Genomic DNA, 24,690 nt, shown 5'->3' with positions numbered 1-24,690 from the left:
CGCGGAGATCCATCGGAGGCGCCCTAGTCCTCGCGGGTGTGGGAGGAGGCCGCGGTGGAGCGCTCGCGGGCGACGGCCGGTTCGTCGAGCAGGTCGGAGCCGGTGATGGTCCGGGCCCCACCGGACGTGGCGGGGGCCTGGAGGGTGGGCTCCGCCGGCGTCTCCTGGAGCGACACGGTCTCTTCCAGCGGCCGGGTTTCCGGGAGCGGCCGGGTCTCCTCGGTCTCGCGCGGCCGGTGTTCGCCCGTGCCGGCCCGCCGCGGTGCGGGGGTGCCCCGGCGTGGGCCGGAGTCGCGGCGCAGTCGGCGGCGGTCCGCACGCACGGCGGCGGCGACGGCTCTGCCCAGCGGCGCCGAGTCCACGTCGAGGCCCAGTTCGGGTGAGACCAGCCGGCCGCGTGCGTCGACCCGCAGGGCCCAGCTGTGCCCTGCCACCCGGCCGTCGGCCAGGCAGACGACGGCTCCCGCGGCGGCGAGGGCGCCCAGCCGCCGTGCCTGCTCGGGACCGGGGCCGGCGCAGACGACCACGGTCGTGGCGGCGCGGCCGGATTCCCCGATCTCGCCCGGGGCCTCCTCGCCCGGCCCGGTCTCGGCGGCCGCCGTCTCCAGCTCCCGGAGTACGGCGTCGAGCCGCTCCCCCCGGTACTGCGGATGGACCCCGTCCGTGACGACGACCGAGGCTCCGCTGCCGGGCCGGTCCAGCTGGGCGGCGAGTGCCTGGAGGAGCCGGGCGCGGGCCGCGGTGTCCCCCTCGACGGTGATCAGCCGGGGTCCGGCGGCCAGATCGAGGTGGACGCAGGTGCCGTCCGCCATGCCGAGGGCGACCGGCAGCGGACGCGGGTGCGCACCGGCGCGGGTCCGGCCCTGCGGCAGCGCGTCGGCCTCCGTGAGGGGAAGCTCCCAGCGCTGCGGGCCGGGCCCGGCGGCGGGCTCCCAGGGCACGGGCGGCTCGGGCAGGTGCCGTGCGGCGATCTGCACGGCGGCGAGCCCGGACTCCGTCCGCACGGCGTACGGAACGGCCCCCGGAGCGTCGGTGAGGGCACCGGCGGCCCCGTCCAGCAGCCGTCGTACCAGCAGGCCGCCCCGGGGGGCGGTCAGGTGGCGGGCCAGGGCGCGTACGCCGCGGCGGTGGCGCCGGTAGGCGCGCAGGGGTTCGCCGAACGCCCGCCGGGTCATGGTCAGTTCACGGCCGACGCGGCGCCGGAAGCGCCGCCATCCGCCCTGTCTGCGGATCAGGTGCCGCAGCAGGAAGAAGAGCAGCAGCAGGACGACCACGCCCACGATGATCACCGTGAGCACCGAGTCACTGGGCTTTCCCAGCGCGAGCGCGGAGCCGGACGCCGGGTCGAACGCGCCGTACGACGGATCGACGGCGCCGTACGCCGCGTCGGGGGCGCCCGGTGCGGAACCCGTCGTGGCGGCCGCGGTCATGCCGCCGCCCGCACGTGCTCCGGGTGCCGGCGGCGCAGCTCCCGTATCGCGTGGTGGGTGCGGGACTTCACGGTGCCCGGCGGTATGCCCAGGGCGTCGGCGGCGTCGGAACCGGTGCAGCCGAGGACGTAGACGTAGAAGAGCACTTCGCGGTGCGAGTGGGAGAGCCGGGAGAGGGCGTGGACCATGAAGCGGCGCTGGACGGCCTGGCTCATCGGGTCCACGGTCTCGGCGTGGTGCTCCAGGGTGTGTTCGTGGGTGATCTCGGTGTGCGGCCGTTCGCGCCGGGCCCAGTCGATCACCAGGTTGTGCGCCACCCTCATCAGCCAGGCTCGGGACGGTGTCCAGCCCGGCGGTTGGTTCGCGGTGCTCTGCCAGGCGCGGAGCAGGGTTTCCTGGACGAAGTCCTCGGCGCGCTGCCGGTCGCCGCGGATGAGGCCGCAGACGTAGCGGAGCAGTGGGCCGTGGTGGTCTTCGTAGAGTTTTCGGACGGCCCCGTCACCGGGGTGCGTCGTGCTTCCGGGGGCGGGAGCGCTCCCCGTCGGAGCGGGACTGGGCGTGGACGGTCTCATAGATTCCCCCAGGGCCGGCATGGATCTTCTGAGCCGGTCCGGTCGGGCGCCGCGGCGGCGGCGTTGGCTGGGCAGGGCTGAGCACGAGTACCTGGGTTGACCTCGCGTTCTTTTGCGGAATGCGAGGTTCCACGGGTGGGAGTCTATGAGTGGTTCTGCAAGTTTCAAGAGGCTCTGAGGGGAACCTGAGGTTACTGGTGAGAATATTGGGGAAGGGGCGCCGCTCCCGGGGGAGGGGGAGCGGCGCCCCGTGACAGGGGTGCCGGCCGGAGGGGGGCCTGCCGGCGCCCCGGTTCAGGGGGACCCGGATCAGTTGGGGATGCCGCCGGCGATCTGCGAGTCCAGGTTGTTGACGGCGTTGCAGATGTCGCGGAACTGCTTGGAGAACTGGGTGATGTTGTTCACAGCCTCCGTCAGCGACTTGTTGAAGTTCGCGTAGGACGTCTGCATCTTCGGGCTGGTCGCCGTCAGCAGCAGGCCACCCTGGAGGAGGTTCTCGACCTCGCCCTGCAGCGAGGTCAGCTGGGGGACCAGCGTGTCGCTGACGGCCGAGTCCAGCTTCTTGGCAGTGCTCTCGACTTCTTCGTCGTCGATGACGTTCTTGGGCATGGTGCACCTCGTTCTCTGTAACCGTGCGTCCCGTCATGTCCGACCGGACCCACCGGAGGGGTTGGTGGTACTGCTGGTACTGCCTGCCGCGCACCGGTCGTCCGGTGCGCGAGGGACCCGGCGGCGCCGGAGAGACGCGCGCCGGGAGCTTCGGGGTGGGGGCGAGGCGCCCCCGGGGGTCAGCGCGCGTTCTCCCCGAGGGTTCCGAGGGGCGGTTCGGCACTGATGCGTTCGTGCTGCGTGACGGACTCCCTCAGGTACCAGGACCCGTCCTCGGCGCGTTGCCAGATCTCCTGGATCTCGTTGTTCTGGCCGGCCACATAGCGGACGCCCCCGATCTCGTCCGTGACGACCTTGGTGACGGAGCCGTCGGGGGCGGTGTAGTCGGTCCGGGTGACGCCCTCCTGCACCGTGGTCGTCCGCCCCCCGTCGGAGGGACCCGACGGACGGCCGTCCGCGTCGACGACCGGGTTCTCCACGGTGAGGTACGCGGGGGGCCTGGCCAGCCGCTGCTGGGCGTCCTCCTTGCCGGCCTCGGAGTTGAGGTAGGACTCCTTGTCCATGGTCAACTCCCACTCGCCGTCCGGCCGCTTGGTCCAGATCTGGAGGGTGTCCCGGCCCGTCTCGTCGGTGACGTAACGCATCGACCACCCGTCGGGTTGTCCCTCGGGGGCGGAGTCCGTGTAGATCTTGGTGACGGAGCCGTCGGAGCTGCGGATCGTCGTCACGGAGTCCCCGTCGCGCGTCAGCGCGTGGTAGGTCTCCGAGTAGGACAGCCCGGTGTTCTTGTTGGTGACGGTGGTCGTCGTCTCGACGGGGTCGCCGTTCTTGTCGACCTTGATCTCACCGTTCTCGTCGAGCTGGTACGACACCGTGGTGGTGCTGTTGGCGTCCTCGATGGTGTAGCCCGTGGGGACGAAGGCCTCCTCGGGCAGATCGTCCAGCTGACCCCGCATTCCCCTGAGCCGGCCGACGTCGGCGTCCTTCTCCGGATCCCAGTCGCGCAGTTCGTCGGACTTCTTTTCGAAGGTCTCCTGCATGTCCTGCTGCCATTGCAGCAGGGGCTGCTCTTCCTCGCCCAGCTTCGTCTGCGCGTCCTCGGTCTTCGACTGGTCGTCCCACAGTTCCTTCTGGCGGTCCTGGAGGTCCTTCGACTCCTGGTCCAGGGGATCCAGCCGCGTCTGGAGGTCGGCCCGTTCCGCGTCGAGGCCGTCCTGGGCCGTCTTCGAGGCGTCCGTGACCTCTTCCTGCGTGGACTTCTCCAGGGCCCACAGGTCCTTCTGCCTGCCCTGGAGTTCCTCCTGTCGCTCGGAGAGGGGCTTCTGGTCGCGGCTCAGCGCCTCGCGCTCCGCGTCCAGCGCCTTCTGCCGCTCGTTGAGCGGGTCGAACGCCTTCTGCTGGTCGCGCTGTTCCTGCTCCAGCGCGTCCCACCGCGTCGCGAGGCCCTTGCCCTCCGCCTCCCACAGGGCGTCCCGTTCCTCGTCCAGGGCGTCCTGTCTGCGCTGCCAGTCGTCGAGTTCCGCCTGGGTGGCATTCCCCTTGCTCAACAGCGTTTCGCGTTCCCGCGAGAGGGCTTCCTGCTTCTCCTGGAGGGCGTCCTGTTTGCCGTCGTAGACCTTCTGCTCCGCCTCCAGGGCGGCGGTCTTCCGCTCCAGGACCGCGTTCTGCTCCTCCCGGAGGGCCTTCTCCTCCTGCCAGAGCTCCTGCTGCTCGCGCTGGAGTTCCTCCTGCCGTTTCAGGAGGGGCTCCTGGTCCTTGCGGAGGGCGTCGTACTCCTTCTGGAGTTCGTCCCGCTTGACCTGGAGCTTCTCGTCTCGCTGCCTGAGGAGTTCCTTCTCCTCCTGCCAGAGCAGCTGCTGCTTGCGCTGGAGTTCGTCCTGTTCCTTCAGCAGGGGTGCCTGCCTCTCGGCCAGCGCCTCCTGCTCCTTGATGAGATCTTCCTGCCGCTTCTGCTGCGCCGCGCTCTCGGCGTCGATCTTCCGCTGCTTCTCGACCAGCGCGTCCTGTTCCTTCTTCAGCCGCGCCTGCTGGATCTTGTACTGGGCCTCCAGTTCGCGGGCCCGGTCCGCGCGCTGGCGGTTGTTCAGCTCCTGCCGGCGCATCTCGTTGTGCCTGGTGGCCTCGTTCCGGACCTGGCCGGTGACCTGCTGAGCCGCTCCGGCGGCGTGGGAGGCGTCCTGGTCGTAGAAGGCCTTGCCCGCCTTGTCCAGGAGATTCCCGAGGTCCGTCATGACCTGCCAGCCCTCGTGGAACGACTTCTTCCAGGCGCCGTAGAAGTCCTCCAGCGCCTCGGCCGTCTCACGGCGGGGGCCGATGTCCGCCGCCGCGAACGTCTTGTCGGTCTGCGAGGCGACGTCCAGTTCGTCGCGGAGGTGCCAGAGGTGGCGCGCGAGGACGGTCATGAGGTCGTAGTCATAGGAAACACGGACCACGGCTGCCGTCCTTTCATCGGGAAGCTCTCGGGCGAGGTCGCTGTGTAGACGGAGAGTCGGGTCCGGATGGTTCAAAGAGATTCCGCACAGAGCCCTCCGAACGGCGAAGAACGTGGCGGGCCCGAGGTGGGAGCAGGGGGGAGCAGGGTCGAGCGCTGTGGCGTACGCCACTTCTGTGAACCCTCGGGCCGCACCCGTGCGTCTGCCTTCCGTACTGCGGCGCCCCTCGCGCGTGAGCCGGGGAGCGAGCCGTCTCGGCACATCGGCGCGGCCCCCAGGTCCTGGACACCGTGGAGGATTTCCTTGGCCACCTCCGACGAGTGGAGCAGAGTCGGGTTCTCCGGCAACCCGGTGACGGGTGCCCCCGGGGTGATGGACGGTGTCACCAAGGAGCTGCGGGAGCTGAGTGATCTGGCCGGGCGGGTCAGCGGCGGCCTCGACACCCTGCTGGCGAAGGCCGAGGACGGGGGCTTCGAGGGGCGGACCGCCGACGCCCTGCGCAAGTACGTCAAGGAGGAACTGAAGACGTTCATGGCGAACGTCAACCGCTCCTTCGACATGGCCGCCACCGCCACGGCCCGGTACGCGCGAGCCCTCGGGGACGCGCGGGACCGGGCGGAGAACGCCGCCGACACCGTCGCCGCGCTGGAGCGGGTCGGCGGACAGCCGCTGGCCGAGGACGATCCGGAACTGACCCGCGCGCGGGGCGAGGTGGACGCCGAGGTCGACACCATCCAGGCCGAGGCGAAGATCCTGGAGGAGACCCTCCGCGAGGCGTCCCGCCTGGTGTCGAGGCCCGTCAAGAAGCCGAAGCAGAGCTTCTGGAAGAAGTTCGTCTCCACGTTCTTCAAGGTCCTGGAGATCGTGACGCTGGTCCTCACCCTCCTGGCGGCCGTCGTGACGGGCCCGCTGGGGCTGATCGCCTTCGGACTGGGCGCGGTCCTCTTCGCCAAGGCACTGGTCGACTACGCGATGGGCAACGGCAACGCCCTCAGCCTGGGCCTCGCCTTCCTCGGCATCCTGTTCCCGTCGACGAAGGGCCTCACCACCCTCGGCGGACTGACCCGGATGATGTCCTCGGGCGCGAAGGCCCTGAGCGGCGCCCTCTCCGCGAGCGGGCGCCTGCTGTTCCGCGGCGGCCGGGCGCTGTTCTCGCCCCGCGCCCTGCTCACCCTGACCGGCCAGGGTCTGGCCAGGCTCGGCGGGGGTCTCGGCGGGCTCGGCGGCCGGGCCCTCTCCGGATTGTCCGCGCTGCCCCGGGTCTTCTCCAAGGCCCCCGGCGCGCTGGCGTCCACGCTGCGGTACATGGGCGGGTTCACCCGGAGCACCTGGCAGCGGGGCTGGTCCGCGGTGAGCCGCGACTTCGCCCAGTCCACGGCGTTCATCGGCGGCAACACGGCCCTGCGGCTGGGCGTCTTCTCGATCATGAGCCTGGGCCGGCTCACGATGTCCGCGCTGCTGCCGCTCAGATACGGGGAGATAGCCCAGCTCGGTTACCGGAGCGCCTTCCGCATGGGGTTCGTGGAGCGCGGCCTGCACTGGAGTTCACGGAGCGTCTCCCCGCTCACCAGGACGGGCGCACTCGGCGGGGACCTCGCGGACCTGACCGGGCGGGGCCTGGACCCGACCGCAGCCCTGCGCCCGGCGGGCGACACCACCACCGGCAAGCTCGCCGTGCCCGGCACCCCGGAGTTCAACGACACCCTCGACGAACTGGCCGACCTCACGGTACGACGGACCATGGCCCCCGGTGCGCCGGGGTTCAGCTCCCTGCCCGGCCCGGACCCCATCCGCTTCCCCGGCCGCCTCGACGAGCTGGGCGGCCGGCTGAGCACGCTGGACTCCCTCGACACGGTGGGGCTGCCGGTCGGCACGGTCCCCTTCGGCGACCGCCTCGGGCTCATCCCTCTGCTGCCGTCGCGGAGCACGGTCGACCAGCTGCGGGACCTGGACGCCCTGACGGGCCTGGAGCGCACCGGGGCCGGACTGCTCAAGCCCCTGGACGACCTGGCCGACCTGGCACCGCTCAGCTTCGACGGCAAGCTCGGGGGCCTGACCGAGGTCCAGGTGCGGCAGGTCCTCGACGGCGAGATCGACCTGGTGAACGTCACCCCGCAGAGCGTGGTCCTGCGCGTCGGGAAGACCGACCCGGTGGACGTCCGGGTCCAGCTGAAGGACGGGGTGACGGTCGAGGTGCTCGGCCCCGCCGACACCCGGGTGCCGACGCTGACCGCGACGACCGGCCCCGACCGCCTGGACGACCTGGGCCTCAAGCTCGACGATCTCGTACGGCTGATCCCCGACACCACCGACGCCAGCCGCACCGCACGCGAACTCCTCGGCCTCGGACCGGTCAGGACGGACCTCGTCACGGCCCCGGTCACGACGAACCCCGCCCTCCCGCCCCTCACTCTCCGGGAGATCGTCACCGGCGGGGCGACCGGCAAGCTGGCGACCGACCGCTTCCAGACCTGGCTGCGCACCCAGTCCGCCCAGTTCCAGCTGGACACCGCCGGCAGCCGGCTCACCGAGCTCACCGGCCGCACCGACATACCGCCGCTGAGCCGCGCCCAGGCGGAGCTGGACCTGAACGGCGCGCGACTGGACTTCAACCGGGCCCGGATCCAGTTCGACCGGCTCGGGATGAACCTGAACACGGTCCAGCGGGACATCACGGTGATGATGACCCGCCTGGACGGCCCGGCCGCCAACCTGCCGACGGGTGAGCTGCGGCTGCTGGACGACCTGGGGCGGCCCACCGGTCAGTGGATCACCATGGAACCCGGGCAGAGCGTCAACTGGGTCCTCAGGACGGACTCCGGGATCGTTCCCGACGTCGAGGTGCGGATGGGCGACGGCGTCTTCACCGTCACCGGGACCGACGGCCTCGTCACCAGGATCAGCCCGGACGGCAGGACCGTGCTCGCCGACATCCCGGTCCGGCTGGAGTCGCCCGCGGGTCCGTCGGCCGTCCCGCAGGGTGTGGATCCGGTGCGGGTGCCCGTCACGCCGGAGGTGGCGACGCCGTCCGCGCCGCAGATCCACTGGCTGGTGCGGCAGGACATGGACTTCTCGGCGGTGGCGGGCAAGTCCGGCATGAAGACACGGCTGACTGCGGACGGTCTCGTACCGGTCAAGATCGACGGCACCATCACACCGCTCCAGGCGGTGTCCACGGCCAACGCCAAGGTGTTCAAGGAGAAAGGCCAGTTCACCGCTTTCTCCCCGCCCGGCAGCATCGGAAAGCCCTTCGGGGACAGCGAGATCGGGCTCGATCTGGTATCCCTCAGCAACGACATCGACGCCGGCGCGCAGAGCGTCAGGGATGTGCGGATCCTCTCCAGCACCCAAGTGCAGCAGGAGATCCTCAAGGAGATCCGGCTCACCGTCGGGGACTCGACTCTGGAGATCCCGTCGAGGTTCACCTTCACGACGAAGAACGACGAGATCAAGAAATTCCTTGCCGAAAACGGCGTGCCGAAGAGGTCGGCCGCCTCGGTCACGTCGGACATCAAGACACTGCTGCAGGTACGCCGCGACAACACCTGGCTCGTGCAGGGGGCCATTCCGAAGCAGTATCTGACGGGTCCCTATCCGACCACCGACTCCCTGAAATTCGTACCGCACGCGCCGGCCACCATCACACCGACCACGGCGCCCGTGGACATGCTGGAGTCCTCGGGCCGGGCCTCCGGTTCCGGGCTGCCGCCCCTGGAAACCCCACGGTTGGAACTCAAGACGGACGATTTCTTCATGTCGAACGTCGACCTGGAGCGACTGCGCGGTGTCAAGCTCGTCCGGCAGGACGACTTCCACGCGTTGGAGGTCGACACCAAGGGCCTACGCAAGTCGCACTTCGATCCCGAGATCGGAATGGTCCCGGCCAACCCGGACGGCAGGACCACCGCCTTCCAACATGTGGCAGGTGCCGAGAACGCGATTCGGAAAAGCAACAGTCCCTTCACCTCATTCGCCGTGTTCGGCGGCGAGAAGGTGTACGGCAACACGGAGTTCACGCTCGACGTCTTCAAGCTGGGGACGGACATCAGGGCCGGGAAGCTGCAGAACGCGGGAATTCTCCCGGCCTGGGACCTCCAGCAGCTGATCAGCGACCAGATCGAACGGAACCTCGGGAAGCGTCTCGACTTCTCGGGACTCACCGGGAACAGCTCCCGGAAGGACGTCCTCGCATTCCTCAGGAACAACGACGCCGTGGGCCAGGGCGGCAAGGACGCGACCGCCAAGATCGCCAGAGATGTCCGCGTCCTGCTGAACACCACCCGCGACCAGGAGTGGCTGATCAAGGGCATCATTCCCAAGAGTTACCTGGAGGGTCCGTACCCCAGGGCGACCGGGTCCGGTGTCGCCGGTGGCACGGTGCCGGTCGGTGACGCGCTCCATGGCCTCGACGAAGCCGCCGGCAAGCTCCGTCTGTCGGACACGTTCAAGACGGACTTCGAGGTGAAGGACGTCTCCGTCGAGTGGCGTACTCCGGCCGGCACGAACTCCGGCCGACTGCCGGAGCCGCAGGTCGGTGCCCCGGACGGTGCCGTCACCAGGGTCGGCACGGACGGCCCGCCGACGGACCTCGGCCCTCTCTCGGACGAGTTCCGCCTGGACCGCTTCGACGCGCCCACACCCCGGAGCGAAACGGTACTGCTGGACCCGCAGCAGGTCACCGGGGCGCCGGGCATTCGGCTGGAGTGGCAGCGGACGCCACTGGACCACGGCGGGGCCATGCTCACCGACGAGCTCGGGGACGTACGCCTGGTGTTCACCGCGGACGAGGTCCTTCAGTTCCGTGACCTCCGGTTCCCGGGCGCGGACGGCTTTCTCCGGTTCGAGGCCGAGCCGGGGCCGGGCTCGCTTCCCCGGGTGGTCGGCACGGACGGACTGCCGCTGTCCGACGGTACGGTGATCGAACCGGTCCGGGGCGCGCTGGGCATGGTCACCGGTGTCCGGGTCCAGTCACCGGACGGGGCATGGATCGGCCGGTTCGACCTGGACGGTACGCGGCTGTCCGAGCAGGTGACGCTGTCCGGCCTCACCGACAGTCCGTTGACCGGGGCCCGGCTGACCACGACGTTCACGCAGTTGCCGGGCGGCGGGGTGGTCCCGTCGTCCCGGCTGACCGTGCCCCGGGCGGGCGAGGGCGCCTTCACCGTCGTACGGCTGGAAGGGGATCTGGCCCAGCGGTTGCCCGGCGGCTTCGCGGTGACCGACACGGCGACCGGCACGCGGTTCGTCTTCGACCAGGGCGGCCGGTTCGTGGACCTGCCGACGGACGGGGCTACGCCGATCCGGCTGGACGCGTCCGGGACGGTGGTGCCGGAGACGACGGTCGGCCCGCTGACGACGCTCGACGGCCTCGGTGAGCTGAACGGCCTCGGCGGGCTGGAACGCCTCACGATCACGGATCTGCCTAGTCCGAACCTGACGCCGGAACGGGCCGGTTTCGATGCCCGGTTCGACGGTATGCCCCTGTCCGGGGCGGACGAACTGACGAACCTGCGGCTGCGGATCACGGAGCTCCCGGCGGCCGGGACGACGCCCGCGTCGTTCCGGATCGACGTGGTCGACTTCGGCGCCCCGAGCGGTCCGGTGCGGCTGCCTGAGGTGACGGTGACCGTCCGGGAGGGCGGCGGCCTCAGCATCGCCGGCCCCGAGGGCGGTGTGCGCTGGCAGTTCGACGCCCTGGGACACCTGCAACACCGCGAACTGCCGCTGAACGGCACCGACCTCTCGCTGCGCTTCACCGACGACGCCCTCAACCCGATGCCGCAGGTCGTCGGCCCGGACGGGGTCCCCGTCCCGGGCTCCGCCGTGACCCCCCTCAAGGACGCGTCCGGCGTCCTCGGCGAGCTGACCGTGCGGGTGCCCGTGCCGGGCACGGACGGTCTCACGGCGGTGTGGCGGTTCGAACCCGGTGGCCTGCTGCGTCAGCAGGAGATGCCGCTCACGCTGCCGGGCCTCGACGGGCCCGCCGGCCTCGGGATCAAGGTGACGCTGACCCCGGGCGCGGGCTCCACCACGACGAGGGTGTTCGAACTGACCGGCCCGTCACACCTCACCGGCTCCTTCCGGCTGACCCCGGCGGACGGCTCGCTCGCCGGACGACTGCCCGGCGGTTTCACCGTGACCGACACGGTCACCGGCAGCCGCTTCCACTTCGACGCGACCGGCACCCTCGCCGTCCGCGACCTGCCGGACCCGGACGGCTCCGGCTTCCTGCGCTTCACCGAGGACGCGGCGCCCGGCACCCCGCCGGTCCGGCTCGACGACCTGGGTGACACCGGCCTCGCGCCGGACGACGTGACGCGGATCTTCAGCCGTACGCTCGACGAGGCGGCCGGCGTGCGCAGCCCCCTCGACGAACTCAACCGCCTCACGGGTCCGGACTCGCCGCGCACCGACGCGCTCCCGGAGTTCGGCGACCTCGACATGGAGCAACGGACAGTCGTCGAGGACCTCTGGAGCAGGCTGGGCCCCGACGGGCAGCCCCTGTCCACCGACGAACTCAACCGCGTCCTGGGGCCGGACTCGCCGCGCACCGACTCGCTCTCGGAACTCAGCGACCTGTCGGATCTTGACCTGGAGGCCTTGCAGGCACGGCTCGACGACCTCCGGCATCCTGGCCGTGAGCTCCGGCACGCACCGGACGGGCCGCTGTCCCGTGTGGACGATCCGGCCGCCCTCACCAGGCCGGGCCCGGGCGGAGGGCCCCTGTCCCCCGACGAACTGAACGTGCCTCTGTCCGGCGTGGACGACCTGGCGGACTTCGACCTGCGTGTGACGCGCCTCCCGGAGACCGACACGACACCGCCGGGCTCGTACCGGCTGGAACTGGCCGACCGCACCCCCGGCGGGACCGGGCCGGTGCGCGCCTCGGATTTCACGGTCGAAATGCTCGACGACAGCGGCAGGTTCGCGGTCGTCGACCCGACCGGCACGACCCGGTTCACGTTCGGTCCCGAGGGCGATTTCCTCGGCCGGGAGACCGCTCTCGCGTTCGACGGCCTGCCGGAGGGACTGCGGCTCCAGGTGACCATCGCCCCCGGCGCGGACGGCACCGTGCGGGTCATGGGCGATGTGCTCGGCCCCTCCGGAGCCACCGCCTCCGTGCGGCTCACCCCTATGAGCGGTTCGCTCGCCGGACGCCTGCCGGGCGGCTTCACCCTCACCGACACGGTCACCGGTTCCCGCTTCCACTTCGACCACACCGGCCGCCTCGCCCTCCGCGACCTGGCGGACCCGGACGGCTCCGGCTTCCTGCGCTTCACCGAGGACGCGGCGCCCGGCACCCCACCGGTGCGGCTCGACGAACTCGGCGACTTCGGCGGCGACTTGAGCGAACGCTTCCCGCTCGGCTCGGTCCCCGAGGAGGGAGTCCCGGACGACGTACTGGGCGACGCGCTGAACGGCATCGACCTGGCGCGGATCTTCGACCGTACGCTCGACGAGGCGTCCGGTCTCGGCCCGCGTACGCTGCCCGAGGGCGCCCCGGGCGACCTGTCCGGCATCCAGCGAGCCATGGACTTCCTGGACCCCGACCCCGCCGCCCTCCCGTCGCTGGATCTGCCCGGTGTACAGCGGTTCGCCGGGGACGCCGCCGAATCGCTGAACCGGTTCGGCCTGCGGCCCGAGCTGCTGAACGACCAGCTGAGGACCCTGACCGGTCAGGCCCGCGAGGCGCTGCGGCAGGAGGCCGTCACCACCCTCGGCAGATACTTCGACCTGCCCCTGGCGACCCGGCTCGACGACCTCCGGTCGGTGGCGCAGGGCGGCACGGGCCGGGTCATCGGTGACTTCACCATCACCCCCGCACCGCACGGCGGGCCCGGCGGCAGCCGCTACACCGTCCACCACGACCCGTCGGACGTGACGCTGGGCTTCGGCCCGAACCGCGAACTCCGCTACCAGGAGGTGTTCCTCCGGGGCGGCCCCGGCGACCTGGACGGGCTGAAGGTCGGCCTCACGGGCCGCTCGGCCGAGGGCGGACCCTGGACGCCGGACGCGCTCGACTTCGTGGGCACCCGCACGGCCGACGGCTTCACTCCCGCCCCCGGCACGGACCCGCGCGGCGGCTTCACCCTCACCGACGCGGCGGGCACCACCAGCTGGCATTACGGTGCCGAAGGCGTCGTCGCCCTGCGGGACCTGCGGCTGCCCGCCGACCGGGGTGTCCTGCGCTTCGACGCCGACACCCCCGGCGGCGCACCGCGGGTGCTGGACTCGGCGGGTCGGGAATTCCCCGGCCTGCGCGCGGAGGTCCTGGACGACGGCCGGATCGCCCTGGTCCCCACCGGAAAGGGCGCCCACCCGCTGGAGCGAACGGTGTTCGACCCGGCGGGCACGCTGCTGGAGGAGACCATCGCGATCCGCGGCAAGGGCTCGACTCTCACCGGGGACTTCTGGAAGATCGACCACGTCTCCGGCACAGCCGTCCGCACCGACCCCTCCGGCACCTCGCTCACCGGCCGCTTCGACATCGCCAAGGTGGAGCGGTCCGGCACCGGCCAGTTCAGGCTGACCGGCGCCGACCCCGGCAAGGTGACCCTCTTCGAACGCGAGACCCTGAGGAACGGCAACGTCCTGCACCTCTCCCGGGACCGCTTCGGGCAAGCCCGCTGGACGGAGTTCAACAGCGCCGGGGACACCTTCCGCAGCGGCCGGCGGATCGGGGACGCCGACATGCGCACCCTCCACGACGTGCCGTCCGGCTCCTGGCGCCGGCTGCTCGACAACGCCGGTGACGTGCGGACGTACACCAAGGGCTCCGACGGCGGTCTCGTCCGCGCCGAGAAGGGCCCGGGCGGCGAGTGGTCGTGGCAGCGCTTCGGCAAGGACGGCGCCGAGTCGCTGTCCGGCACCCGGCACTGGAACCTGGACCACGTCGGCTTCCGGGACACCTTCCTCGACCCGGCCACCGGCACGGCGACAGTGGCCCAACGGCGGGGCTCGGTCTGGCCGTTCAGCGGACTGCACGGCTCACGCATGTACCAGGAGTTCTCGGTGGTGCCGGGGCACGCGCCCGCCGGCGGCCGGATCGACGCGGGCGCCTACACCGGCCACGGTCTGGCGAACGCCCAGATCGAGAGCCTGGAGACGCTGACGGACGGCGGCAGCCTGCTGGTGAAGAGGTACGCCGAGATGCGGCCCCCGGCGTTCCTCTGGAAGAGCGCGGCCGGCCGCAGCCCGTTCGACGGGTTCTTCCGCGACCTGTTCGCCGGTGACTCCCTGCACCGGGTCAGCCACTGGACCCAGACCGCCGCCGACGGCACCGCGGTCACCGGCGTCCGGCTCAACCCGACCGGCCCCAACTGGATCGACATCGACCAGTACGGCCGCATCGTGCGCGAGACCCGCAAGCTCGACAACGGCGACGTCATCGAGGTCGGCCGAAGCCTGGACGACCCCACCCGCTGGGCGCCCGTGCCGGAGTACCGCGACGGCGGCTCGTACGAGCTGTCCTGGCGGGACACGACGAGCGGCACCACCGGTACCCGCCATGTCGACGGCAACGGCCGCTGGCGGGACCTCTTCACCGACGAGAACGGCGTCGAACGCGTACGGCTGCGCAGCGAGGGCCGCGACACGCGCGAGTACCTGTTCGAGGCGCCCTCCACCCGGGACCTCTCCCTCGACGACAGGGCGGGCACCTGGGTCGACAGGAACTCCCTGCTGCACGTCACCGGCCGCCGCGACCTGATCGACGGCCGTATCGTCGAGTCGTCCGGCAGCCCGTACCGCACCTCCTGGACCTGGCGGGCCTTCTCCACCGACGACCCGGCCACCGCGGTCGCCGACGGCCTCCGCAAACAGAACCGCGGCTCGTTCTACTCGAAGACCTGGGACGACTCCTTCGTCGACCTGGACCGGCTCGGCAACGTGGTGCGCGAGCGCAACGCCACGGACATCGGGGGCTCCTGGATCGACGCGGTGAAGCAGTCCGACGGCACCTGGAAGTGGACGAGGACCGCCGCCGACGGCACGGTCCACTCCGAGGGGACACGGGTGTACGACGGCATCGCGGGCGGCGGCCGCTGGCGGGACCTCGTGGAAAACCAGGTGGTGCGGCTGCGGGACGCCGGTGGCCGGGTCCGCGAGTTCGACTACAGGATCGTCGCCCCCGAGCGGCCCACCACCCTGCCGACCACCCCCTCACTACGGGATCTCATCTCCCACTCCGCCCGTCAGTTCGAGCCGCCCACCACGGTGCGGGTGAACTCGCAGGTGTGGAAGGAGTACGACCTCGGCAAGGTGTTCCGGGAGCGGGTCGCCGTGGACGGTACGCCGGGCCGGTTCCGTGAGGTCGACAAGCAATGGGGTCAGTGGCGGGAGTTCCAGGACGGCCATCTGGTGGAGCAGCGGACCTTCACCGGGCGGGTCTGGAAGACCGACGCGTTCGGCCGGCTGAGCACCTCGGGCCCGGCCTACGTCCCCGAGTACCTGGCCGGGGCCCTGCCCCGCATCGGCGACGAGGTCGGCCTGCCCGGCGACACCGGCTGGCGGGTCATCGGCCGCGAGACCGACTTCCGGGGCGCGGAGATCGAGGCGCTGGGTCTGCTGCGCGAGGTCCAGGACCCCTGGCACGGGGTGCTCACCGGCGTGAAGGACGGGATCTCGGCCGAGATGCCCGTGTGGCAGCGCGAACTGCGGGGCGCGCTACTCACTTTCGGCACCGGCTTCATCACCGAGTTCACCGCGACCCTGGCCATCACCGCCGCCACCATGGGCAACGGCAGCGTCACCCCGCTCGACGTCTACAGGGCGCTGCTGAACGGCGCGGTCGGCGGCACCTTCAACACCGGCCTCAACGTCCTCCACAACCGCACACCGCTCGGCTACTTCAAGAACAGCATGGGCGCCCGCGACTGGGGCGGGCACCCCAAGCAGTCCATGAACTCCAACACCGACGACTGGGCCACCGACTGGGCCGCCCAGGAGAAGCCGACCCGCTGGCGCAACGCCACCTACGCCAACACCGTGGGCATCACCACCAGCGCGCTCAGCGGTTTCGTCAGCAACGCCATCAGCGCGTCGGTCTTCGGCGTCAACGGCAACGAGGTCAAGGGCGCCGACGCCCTGCTGGCCGGACTGTGGGGCGCGGGCGCCTCCGCGTTCATCGGTGTCACCACCGGCCTGGCGAGGAACGCCTTCCACCTCACCACCGGCGCCCGCGTCTTCCACAAGGGCGGCCTCCCCGAGCTGGGCGTGACCTGGAGCGAGTCCGTGCTCGCCAGGTACATCAACTGGCTGATCGCCGAGCAGGACAGGAAGAACGGCAACGATCTGCCCGCCCCCGGCCGCCTCTTCCCGGCCCAGCCCACGACGACCACGACCACCGCCACGTCGTCCACCACGGCGACGCAGCAACCGGCCGCCGCCACGGCCGGCTCGGCCGGCTCGGCCGGCTCAACCGCCACACCCGTCTCGCCCATCGAGGGATCGGAACTCCTGTGACCGCCACCGCCACCGTGCACCGGGTCGCCCCCAAGGGCCGCGGCGCGCACCGCAGCATCGCCTCCGCCCTGCGCGCCGCCCGCGACGGCGACGAGATCCGGATCGCGCCGGGCGAGTACGTCGAGCACCTGCTCCTCGACCGCGCGGTGCTCCTGCTGCCCGAGGACGGCCCGGAGCACGCCGTACGGGTGCTGGCCGCGTCCCCCGGCCGGCCCGTGCTGGAGGTCGCCGCCCCGGGCGTACGGGTCGAGGGCATCGCCCTGACCGGCCAGGACCCCGGCCTGCCCGCCGTGCTGGCCGGCGCCGGTGACCTGGAGCTGGTCGGCTGCGCGATCACCGGCGGCCGCGTCGAGGCGGGCGCCGACGCGTCCCTCACCCTGACGGACTGCCGGGTGTCGGGGGCCGAGCTGGCCGGCGTGCACCTCAACACCACCGGGTCGGCCCGGCTGACGCGGGTCGTGGTCGAGGACATCGAGGGCACCGGAGTCGTCATCGGCTCCCGGACCGACGCCGAGGCCACCGAGCTGACCGTACGCCGGGTCACCGGGTCCGGTGTCCGCGTCCGGAGCGGCGCCCGGGCGCTGCTGCGCGAGTGCCGCATCACCGGGCCGGGCCGCAGCGGCCTGCTGGTCGAGGACGAGGCGGCCGTCACCGCACTGGACTGCCGCGTGGCGGAGACGGCGGCCGAGGGCGTACGCGTACTGGGCAGTTCACCGCGCCCCGAGGACCGGGAGCAGGGGGAGGGCCGGGAGATCGCGGACGGCGGGGTCCTGCTCGCCCGTTGCGAGATCCTGCGCACCGGCACGGACGGCGTCGCCGTCTCCGGCACCGGGGAGGTGACCCTGCTGAACTGCCGGCTGCGGGACGGCTCGGGGCCCGGGGTCAGCGCGGACGGCGAGAGCCGCGCCGAACTGGTGGACTGCCAGGTCGACCGGGCGCACGGCTCGGGTCTGGTGGCCCGCGGCTCCGCCCGGCTGACCGCCGAGGGCACCTCGGTGACCGGCAGCCGCGCGAACGGCCTGCTGGCGGGCGACCGTTCCGAGGTACGCATGGCCGCCGGCGACCTGACGGCCTGCTCCTTCAGCGCGGTGCACGCCTGCGACGACTCCCGGGTGACGCTCACGTCGTGCCGTATCGCGTCCACGCCGGAGCACGGGATCCGGGCCACCGACCGCGCCGGGCTCACCGTCGAGGGCGGCCGCATCACCGACTGCGGGCTCTCCGGCGTACGGATCGACAGCGCGGCCGAGGCGCGGATGCGCGGCCTCTCCGTGGTGCGCGGCCGGGCCGGGATCACCACCGAGTCGACCGGCACGGTGGTCCTGGAGGAGTGCGACGTCGCGGACGCCGAGCGCGCCGGGATCTCCTGCGGCACGGCAACGACACCGGTGTTGCGGGACTGCCGGATCAGCGGGACCGGTACGGCGGGCCTGGTGATCGGCGAACGCGCCACGCCCAGCATCGAGGGCTGCACGGTACGGGACGCCGCCGGCTCCGGCCTGGTGGTGGGCCCGCAGGCGGAGCCCCGGGTCAAGTCCGTCACGGTGGCCCGGACCGGCAAGAACAGCCTGTTCGTCGGCGAGAAGGCCCGCGGCACCTTCGAGGACTGCGTCTTCGCGGGCGCGGGCAGCGACGGCACGGCCTTCCCGGCGCTGCATGTGGCGGCCGGCGGCGCGCCCGTACTGCGCGGCTGTCTGGTCCGGGACACCGAGGAGGACGTGGCGCTGGAGAAGGGCGCCCGGCCGGTGTTCGACGACTGCCTGTCCCGGGAGGTGCGGAACCCGTCCCTGCCGACCGGCGCGGAACAGGCCCTGTCCGCGGCCGGGAACCCGGGCACAGACACGCCCACCACCGCACGGGAGACCGAGGCACCCCCCGAGGACACCATCGAGGACCTGCTCGCCGAACTCGACGGGCTCGCCGGCCTGGACCGCGTCAAACAGGACGTCTCGTCCCTGGTGAAGCTGATGCGGATGGTGCGCCGCCGCGAGGAGATGGGCCTGGCCCCTCCCCCGCTCAGCCGCCACCTCGTCTTCACCGGCAACCCCGGCACCGGCAAGACCACCGTCGCCCGGCTCTACGGCCGCATCCTGGCCGCCGTCGGACTCCTGGAGCGCGGCCACCTGGTCGAGGCCGACCGCTCCGCCCTGGTCGGCGAGTACGTCGGCCACACCGGCCCCAAGACCACACGCGTGTTCCAACAGGCGCGGGGCGGCGTGCTGTTCATCGACGAGGCGTACTCCCTCACCCAGTACTCCGGATCGAACGACTTCGGCCAGGAGGCGATCGCCACCCTGCTGAAGCTGATGGAGGACCACCGCGACGACGTCGTGGTGATCGTCGCCGGATACCTCAAGGAGATGGAGGTGTTCGTCCGCTCCAACCCGGGCCTCGCCTCCCGCTTCAACCGCACCCTCCTCTTCGAGGACTACGGCAGCGCCGAGCTGGTCAGCATCGTCGAGCACCAGGCCGCGCAGCACCAGTACGAGCTCACCCCGGACGCCCGCGAAGCGCTGACCGGGCGCTTCGACACGATGCCCCGGGACCGCGGCTTCGGCAACGGCCGCACGGCACGCCAGCTGTTCCAGGCGATGACGGAACGCCAGGCCTACCGCATCGCCGAACTGCCGGAGGCCTCGGAGTCCGACGTGATGACGCTCAGGCCGCAGGACATCCCGCAGTCGGTCTGATCCTCGAACTCGGTCGGTTCACCCGCCACCCCAGCCCGTTTGTTTTTCCAACCCAGCTCGTTTGTTTCCCCAACCCAGTCAGTCTGCTTTTCCAACCCGCCCAGTTCGATCCGCGAACTCTCCCGCCCCGCAAGACGACCCCGTGAGGACCGACTCCATGCCGCACGCCCCCGCCCACCAGGACGACCGGGAAAGCGACCACAGTGAGGGCGAGTTCGCCGACCTGTTCGCCCGGAAGACCCGCACCCCGCTCCGCGGCTTCCTGCCGGGCCGCCGGGTATGGAACGCGGTCGGCGGCTCCGCCGCCGCGGTCCTGGTCATCGCCGGCTCCGCCGCGGCCGTCGCCGCCATCGACTGGGACAGCGGCTCCGCCGAGAAGGTGACCACGGCGGCCGACAAGCCCGCCGAGAAGAAGTCCTCCGACGGTGACACCAAGAAGGCGACGGCCGTCCCGTCGCCGAAGGAGCGGGACACGGCCAAGGACGGCCCCGAAGTCGTATACGTTCCCGTCTCCGGCGGAGCGGGTGCGGGTACGGGAGACGGGGCGCAGTCGACACCGGACAGCGACACGGAGTCCGGCTCGGACGGCACCACGGGAGGCACGTCCGGCTCGACCGGCACCCAGGAGAAGAAGAGCTCGACCACCCAGAACACCGAGTCGGAGTCGACGGCCGGCTACCTGTGGGCCGACGGCAGCGTGGAGGCCGACTCCAACGACTACTGGGACCAGAGCGCCATCACCGTCAAGTCCACCAAGCCGCTCACCTCGCTCAAGGTCGTCGTCCGCGTCATCCAGACGGGCGGAGTGTCGAGCACCGGCGTCTGGACCTCCCTGGGCGACAAGATGGACGTGGGCCAGAACTCCACCAGCGACCAGCTGGGGTACGTCATGACGTTGAATTCGGGTATCACTCTCGCCGCCGGCACCTACGTCTTCAAGGTCCAGTACAACCACGACCAGGGCGGGCGCGACGCGGCCCACGACCACTACACCGTCACCGCCGTCGCCGACGACTCGGAGGACGAGTTCCTCTCCGGACGCTTCTGAGCACCCGCCCGTTCAGGGCGCTCACCCGTTCAGGGCGCTCACCCGGTCCACCCCTGCTTCCGCAGCACCGCGGACACGTCGGGCGCCCGGTAGTGGTCGCCCTTGAGCACCTTGCCGTCGGCCCGGCGGGCGACCCGGCCGTCGGGGCCGAGCTTGGTCATGTTGGAGCGGTGGATCTCGGCGATCACCTCGTCGAGGTCGATGCCGTGGACGAGAGCGGTCCCGTACGCCACGTACACGACGTCGGCCAGTTCGTGGGCGAGCCGGTCGAGCGGGCCGTCGACCGCCACCTCGGCGACCTCGGCGGCCTCCTCGGCCAGCAGCTCACCGCGGTGGGCGGCCAGTTCGGGCGAGACCTCGGCGGGCGCGGTGCGGGCGGCGAGGCCGAAGGCCCGGTGGAACTCGCGGACCAGGCGGGCGGGAGAGGAACTCATCCGCCGACCCTACCGATCCACCGCCGGCCCACCGCCCCGCCCCCGTCAGCCATGTCCGTCCCCTACGGTCCTGACGCAGGCAAGCCCCCTCGCCCCACGCGCCTCTGACGCCTCATCAGCGACAGGGGGCGGCCGTCGGACCCGGTGACCGACTCCGTACGCTCCGTTGAATCTTCAGGTACCACCCCGAGCGATTGAGGACCCACCGTGAACGACCTGCCCCCCACCTCCCCCGCCCACCGGGCCAACTCCCGGGTGACCCGCCGCAGCGTCATCGGCGCCGTCGGCGCGGTCGCGGCCGGTGCCGTGATCACGCCGACCGTGATGGCCTCGACCGACGACTCCGAGACGGCGAACACCGCCGCGGACGACACGAAGGCGGGCACGACCACCGAGACCTTCCCGAAGACCCGCAGCGAGGCGGCCACGGGTGAGGCGCCCGTCGAGGCGGCCTTCCCCATCGGCTACGTGGGCGTGCGCTGGGGCGGCACCGACGAGACCACCGGCGGCGGCATCCGGCTGCGCGACGCCGACGGCGGCCAGGGCGAGTGGCGGGCGCTCGGCGACGGCGGCTGCTCGGTGGCCAACGGCGGCGGTCTGCTGATCGCGGCCGACCGGGCCGCCGGGTACGAGCTGAAGGCGCCCGACGGCGCCACCGGGCTGCGCTCGCTGGCGCTCGACACCCGTCACGGGCCGGGCCGGAAGGTCACCGTGCCGTCCGACCCCACCCGCGTCCGGGGTGTCGAGTACCTGTCGCGGGCGGCGTGGGGCGCCGACGAGTCGCTGCGGTTCAAGGCGGACGGCACGGAGAACTCGCCGACCGCGTTCTACCCGTTCCAGACGCTCACCGTGCACCACACGGCCATGGCCAACGACGACCCCGACCCGGCCGCCACGGTCCGCGCGATCTACCAGCTGCACGCGGTCACCAACGACTGGGGCGACATCGGCTACCACTTCCTCATCGACGAGGCGGGCCGCATCTACGAGGGCCGCTACTCCGGCGACGACGGCCTGCCCGCCCACGACGCCGACGGCAAGCTGGTCACCGCCTTCCACGTCGGCGGCTTCAACTCCGGGAACCTCGGCATCGCCCTGCTGGGCACCTTCACCGAGCAGGGCGCCAAGGAGGCCGCCCGCGAGTCGCTCACCCGGCTGGTGAAGGTGCTGGTCCGGCAGCACGGCGTCGACCCGCAGGCCCGCGTGACGTACACGAACCCGGTCAACGGCACCCAGAAGGACGTCGCGGAGATCAGCGGCCACCGCGACTGGATGGCGACGGAGTGCCCGGGCGAGGTCATGTACCAGGAGCTGGACCGCCTCCGCACGGCCGTGGCCGGCGGCCGCTGACCGGATCTCCGGTGCCGGGCCCGTCGAGCGCGGGCCCGGCATCCCCGATGTCACGAGCTCGCACCGGATGGCCCCCGTCCTGGCCGCCCGCCCGGTGACCTGGCAGGATCTCGCGCATGGTCCAGGTACTCCCCCGCATCGGCAGGCGGCAGGCGCTACTGGGCTCGGTGGCTTCGCTGGTGGTCCTCGGGCTGCTGGCGTGGTTGCTGTGGCCCGACGAGCAGCCCCCGAGCGGGACGATCACCCTCAGCACAGGAGCCGCCGGGGGCGTCTACCAGCAGTACGGCCAGGAGATGAAGACCGCGATCGCCCAGGACATGCCACGCCTGACGATCGAGCTGAAGTCCAGCAACGGCTCCCAGACGAACGTCAGCCGGGTGGCCACCGGGGAGTCCGACTTCGCCATCGCAGCGGCCGACGCCGTGCAGACGTACGTGGGGGAGGACAAGCCCGGCGCCGGGAAGCTGCGCGGCCTGACGCGGCTGTACGACGACTATGTGCAGGTGGTCGTCCCGGTCACCTCGCCGATCCAGTCCATCGCGGACCTGAGGGGCAAGCGGGTGGCCGTCGGCCCCGAGGGCTCCGGCGTACGGCTGATAGCGGGACGCGTGCTGGCGGCGGAGGGGCTGGACATCGACAAGGACATCCAGTCACGGCCCGACACCATCCGCACGTCCCCCGACGCGCTCCGCGACGGCAGGATCGACGCCTTCATCTGGTCGGGCGGACTGCCCACGCGGGGCCTGTCCGACCTGGCGGACACGGGGTACGAGTTCCGGTTCATCCCGCTCGGGAGCGAGCTCGTGGCGAAGCTGCACGGCGAGGACGACTCCTTCGTCCACTACCGGGCCTCCGTGATGCCCGCCGACGCCTACCCGACCATCCTGCGGGGCTCCACGGTGCCCACCATCACCGTGGCGAACCTGCTCATCACCCGTGCGGACATGGATCCCCGGCTGACGGAGTGGCTGACCCGCATGGTCATCAAGAACCGGGACCGGATCGGCAAGGACGTGCACGCGGCCCAACTGGTGGACCTGCGCACCGCGATCTACACGGACCCCTTGCTCCTGCAGAAGGGCGCCAAGCGGTACTACCGGTCGGTCAAGCCGTAGGCCGTAGGGGCCCACAGCCCTGGGAGACATGGCAGTCCTGGGAGGACCGGCAGGCCTGGGCGGCCCGGCAGGCCTCTCACCGGCCTGAAGGGCCCTCTCACGCCGCCGGGCGCGCCCGGGGGCTCACGCTGCCGGGCGCGCCCGGGGCACCGTCACCGTCACCTTCAGCCCGTGGGGCTCGTGGTGGGCGTACGCGATGGCGCCGCCGCCCGCCGCGATCAGTGACCGGGAGATGGAGAGCCCGAGTCCCGAGCCCTTGATGTTCTGGTGCGCGGTGCTGCGCCAGAAGCGGTCGCCGACCCGCTCCAGCTCCTCGTCGCTGAGTCCCGGGCCGCCGTCGGTGACGACGACCGTGGAGAACTCGCCGTTGGAGGCGACCCGCACCTCGACGTTCTCCCCCGCGGGTGTGAACTTCAGCGCGTTGTCGATCACCGCGTCCAGGGCGCTGGACAGGGCGATCGGGTCGGCCCAGGCGGTGGTGGCGGGGCAGTCGCCGACCAGCGTCACCCCCTTGTCGTCGGCGACCGGCGACCAGGAGGCCACCCGCTCGGTGGCCAGCTCGCCGACGTCGGTGAGCCGCAGATCGGCCTCGACATGCTCGGCGAGGGCCAGGTCGAGCAGGTCGTCGAGGACGTGGCCGAGGCGCTTGCCCTCGGTGCGCACGGAGGCGATCTCCTCGTTGCCCTCGGGCAGTTCGAGGGCGAGGAGGTCGATGCGCAGCAGCAACGCCGCGAGCGGGTTGCGCAGTTGGTGCGAGGCGTCGGCGACGAAGGCGCGCTGCTGCTCCAGGACGTCCTCGACGTTGTCGGCCATCTCGTTGAACGACCGTGCCAGGCGCCGCAGTTCGGGCGGGCCGCTGGCCACGGCGACCCGCGACTTCAGACGTCCGGAGGCGATGGAATGGGTGGTGGTGTCGAGGACGCGTACGGGCTTGAGAACCCAGCCGGTCAGCCGCAGCGCGGCGCCGACGGCGAGGAGCATCGCGGCGAACTCACCGGCGCCGATGACCAGCCAGCCGCGCAGGATCTTGGAGCGCATGTGGCCGGTGGGCGAGTCGGTGACGACGACGGCGACCACATCGCCGTCGTGGATGACCGGGGAGGCGACGACCAGCCGGCCGCGCTGCCAGGGCCACACCTGTTCGGGGTTGTGCGGGCGGCGCCCCAGGAGCGCCTCCTCGAACGCGGCGAGGCCCTCGCCCTCGGTGGGCACCTCCCAGTTGTAGGGGGCGTTGGCCATGGCCCGGCCGTTTCCGGCCCGGTAGAAGACACCGGCCTTGATGCCGTACACGCGGTAGTACTGGTCGAGTTCGCGTTGCAGGGTCTGCTGACGGCCGTCGGTCGTGCCGTTCGTCCGGGAACCGCCGGGCGACTCGGTGACGAACTGGGCGAGGGCCGCGAAGCGCGCCGTGTCGTCGATGCGGTCGACGACCACCTCCTGTTGCCGCGCGGCCGCCAGACTCACGGCCAGGGGGACGCCGAGTGCCAGCAGCACGGCGGCCATCAGGACGATGAGCAGCGGGAGAAGACGAGTGCGCACGCGGGCAC

At 71.7% G+C, this 24,690-nt stretch carries 11 protein-coding genes; 5 read left to right on the top strand and 6 right to left on the bottom strand.

Features of this window, described 5'->3' with window-relative positions; all coding sequences use genetic code 11:
* Window positions 1-23: 23 nt before the first annotated feature.
* From I8N67_RS06545 to I8N67_RS06530, 4 genes are all read right to left on the bottom strand, one after another.
* Complete coding sequence (locus I8N67_RS06545; protein WP_200301623.1) at window positions 24-1,430, bottom strand: hypothetical protein; 1,407 nt, start codon at window positions 1,428-1,430, stop codon at window positions 24-26.
* The gene (locus tag I8N67_RS06540; RefSeq protein ID WP_200301622.1) at window positions 1,427-2,002 is read right to left on the bottom strand and encodes a sigma-70 family RNA polymerase sigma factor; all 576 of its coding nucleotides are present in this window, start codon (window positions 2,000-2,002) and stop codon (window positions 1,427-1,429) included. Before I8N67_RS06540 ends, I8N67_RS06545 begins: the two co-directional genes overlap by 4 nt.
* A gap of 309 nt (window positions 2,003-2,311) precedes the next feature.
* Window positions 2,312-2,611, bottom strand: coding sequence for a hypothetical protein (locus tag I8N67_RS06535; RefSeq protein ID WP_200301621.1), 300 nt, complete (start codon window positions 2,609-2,611; stop codon window positions 2,312-2,314).
* A gap of 179 nt (window positions 2,612-2,790) precedes the next feature.
* Window positions 2,791-5,043, bottom strand: coding sequence for a coiled-coil domain-containing protein (locus I8N67_RS06530; RefSeq protein WP_200301620.1), 2,253 nt, complete (start codon window positions 5,041-5,043; stop codon window positions 2,791-2,793).
* Window positions 5,044-5,346: 303 nt separating this feature from the next.
* On the opposite strand from I8N67_RS06530, the gene I8N67_RS06525 reads away from it, so the two are divergent.
* The 3 genes from I8N67_RS06525 to I8N67_RS06515 all read left to right on the top strand — a co-directional run bounded on the left by I8N67_RS06525 (window position 5,347) and on the right by I8N67_RS06515 (window position 20,244).
* Window positions 5,347-16,506, top strand: coding sequence for an APC family permease (locus tag I8N67_RS06525; RefSeq protein ID WP_200301619.1), 11,160 nt, complete (start codon window positions 5,347-5,349; stop codon window positions 16,504-16,506).
* Window positions 16,503-19,196, top strand: a complete 2,694-nt coding sequence (locus I8N67_RS06520) for a right-handed parallel beta-helix repeat-containing protein (RefSeq protein WP_200301618.1) — start codon at window positions 16,503-16,505, stop codon at window positions 19,194-19,196. The genes I8N67_RS06525 and I8N67_RS06520 overlap by 4 nt, the downstream gene beginning before the upstream one ends.
* Window positions 19,197-19,353: 157 nt before the next feature.
* Window positions 19,354-20,244, top strand: a complete 891-nt coding sequence (locus I8N67_RS06515; protein WP_200301617.1) for a hypothetical protein — start codon at window positions 19,354-19,356, stop codon at window positions 20,242-20,244.
* A 38-nt stretch (window positions 20,245-20,282) separates the two neighbouring features.
* Here I8N67_RS06515 and I8N67_RS06510 read toward each other — a convergent pair whose 3' ends face one another.
* Window positions 20,283-20,678, bottom strand: coding sequence for a pyrophosphohydrolase domain-containing protein (locus tag I8N67_RS06510; RefSeq protein WP_200301616.1), 396 nt, complete (start codon window positions 20,676-20,678; stop codon window positions 20,283-20,285).
* A 207-nt stretch (window positions 20,679-20,885) separates the two neighbouring features.
* On the opposite strand from I8N67_RS06510, the gene I8N67_RS06505 reads away from it, so the two are divergent.
* Window positions 20,886-22,028 (top strand): peptidoglycan recognition protein family protein, encoded by a 1,143-nt coding sequence (locus tag I8N67_RS06505; RefSeq protein ID WP_307835166.1) that lies wholly within the window; start codon window positions 20,886-20,888, stop codon window positions 22,026-22,028.
* Between the two features lie 116 nt (window positions 22,029-22,144).
* Complete coding sequence (locus I8N67_RS06500; protein WP_200301615.1) at window positions 22,145-23,143, top strand: TAXI family TRAP transporter solute-binding subunit; 999 nt, start codon at window positions 22,145-22,147, stop codon at window positions 23,141-23,143.
* Between the two features lie 123 nt (window positions 23,144-23,266).
* Here the strand turns inward: I8N67_RS06500 and I8N67_RS06495 are convergent, their stop codons facing one another.
* On the bottom strand, window positions 23,267-24,682 hold the full coding sequence (locus I8N67_RS06495) for a HAMP domain-containing sensor histidine kinase (protein ID WP_200301614.1): 1,416 nt from the start codon (window positions 24,680-24,682) through the stop codon (window positions 23,267-23,269).
* Between the last annotated feature and the right edge of the window lie 8 nt (window positions 24,683-24,690).

Origin of the sequence: Streptomyces adelaidensis (assembly GCF_016598475.1) — a bacterium.
GTDB classification, from domain to species: domain Bacteria; phylum Actinomycetota; class Actinomycetes; order Streptomycetales; family Streptomycetaceae; genus Streptomyces; species Streptomyces adelaidensis.
The sequence above is the reverse complement of the archived record's forward strand: the minus strand, read 5'-3'. Positions and strand labels throughout refer to the sequence as shown.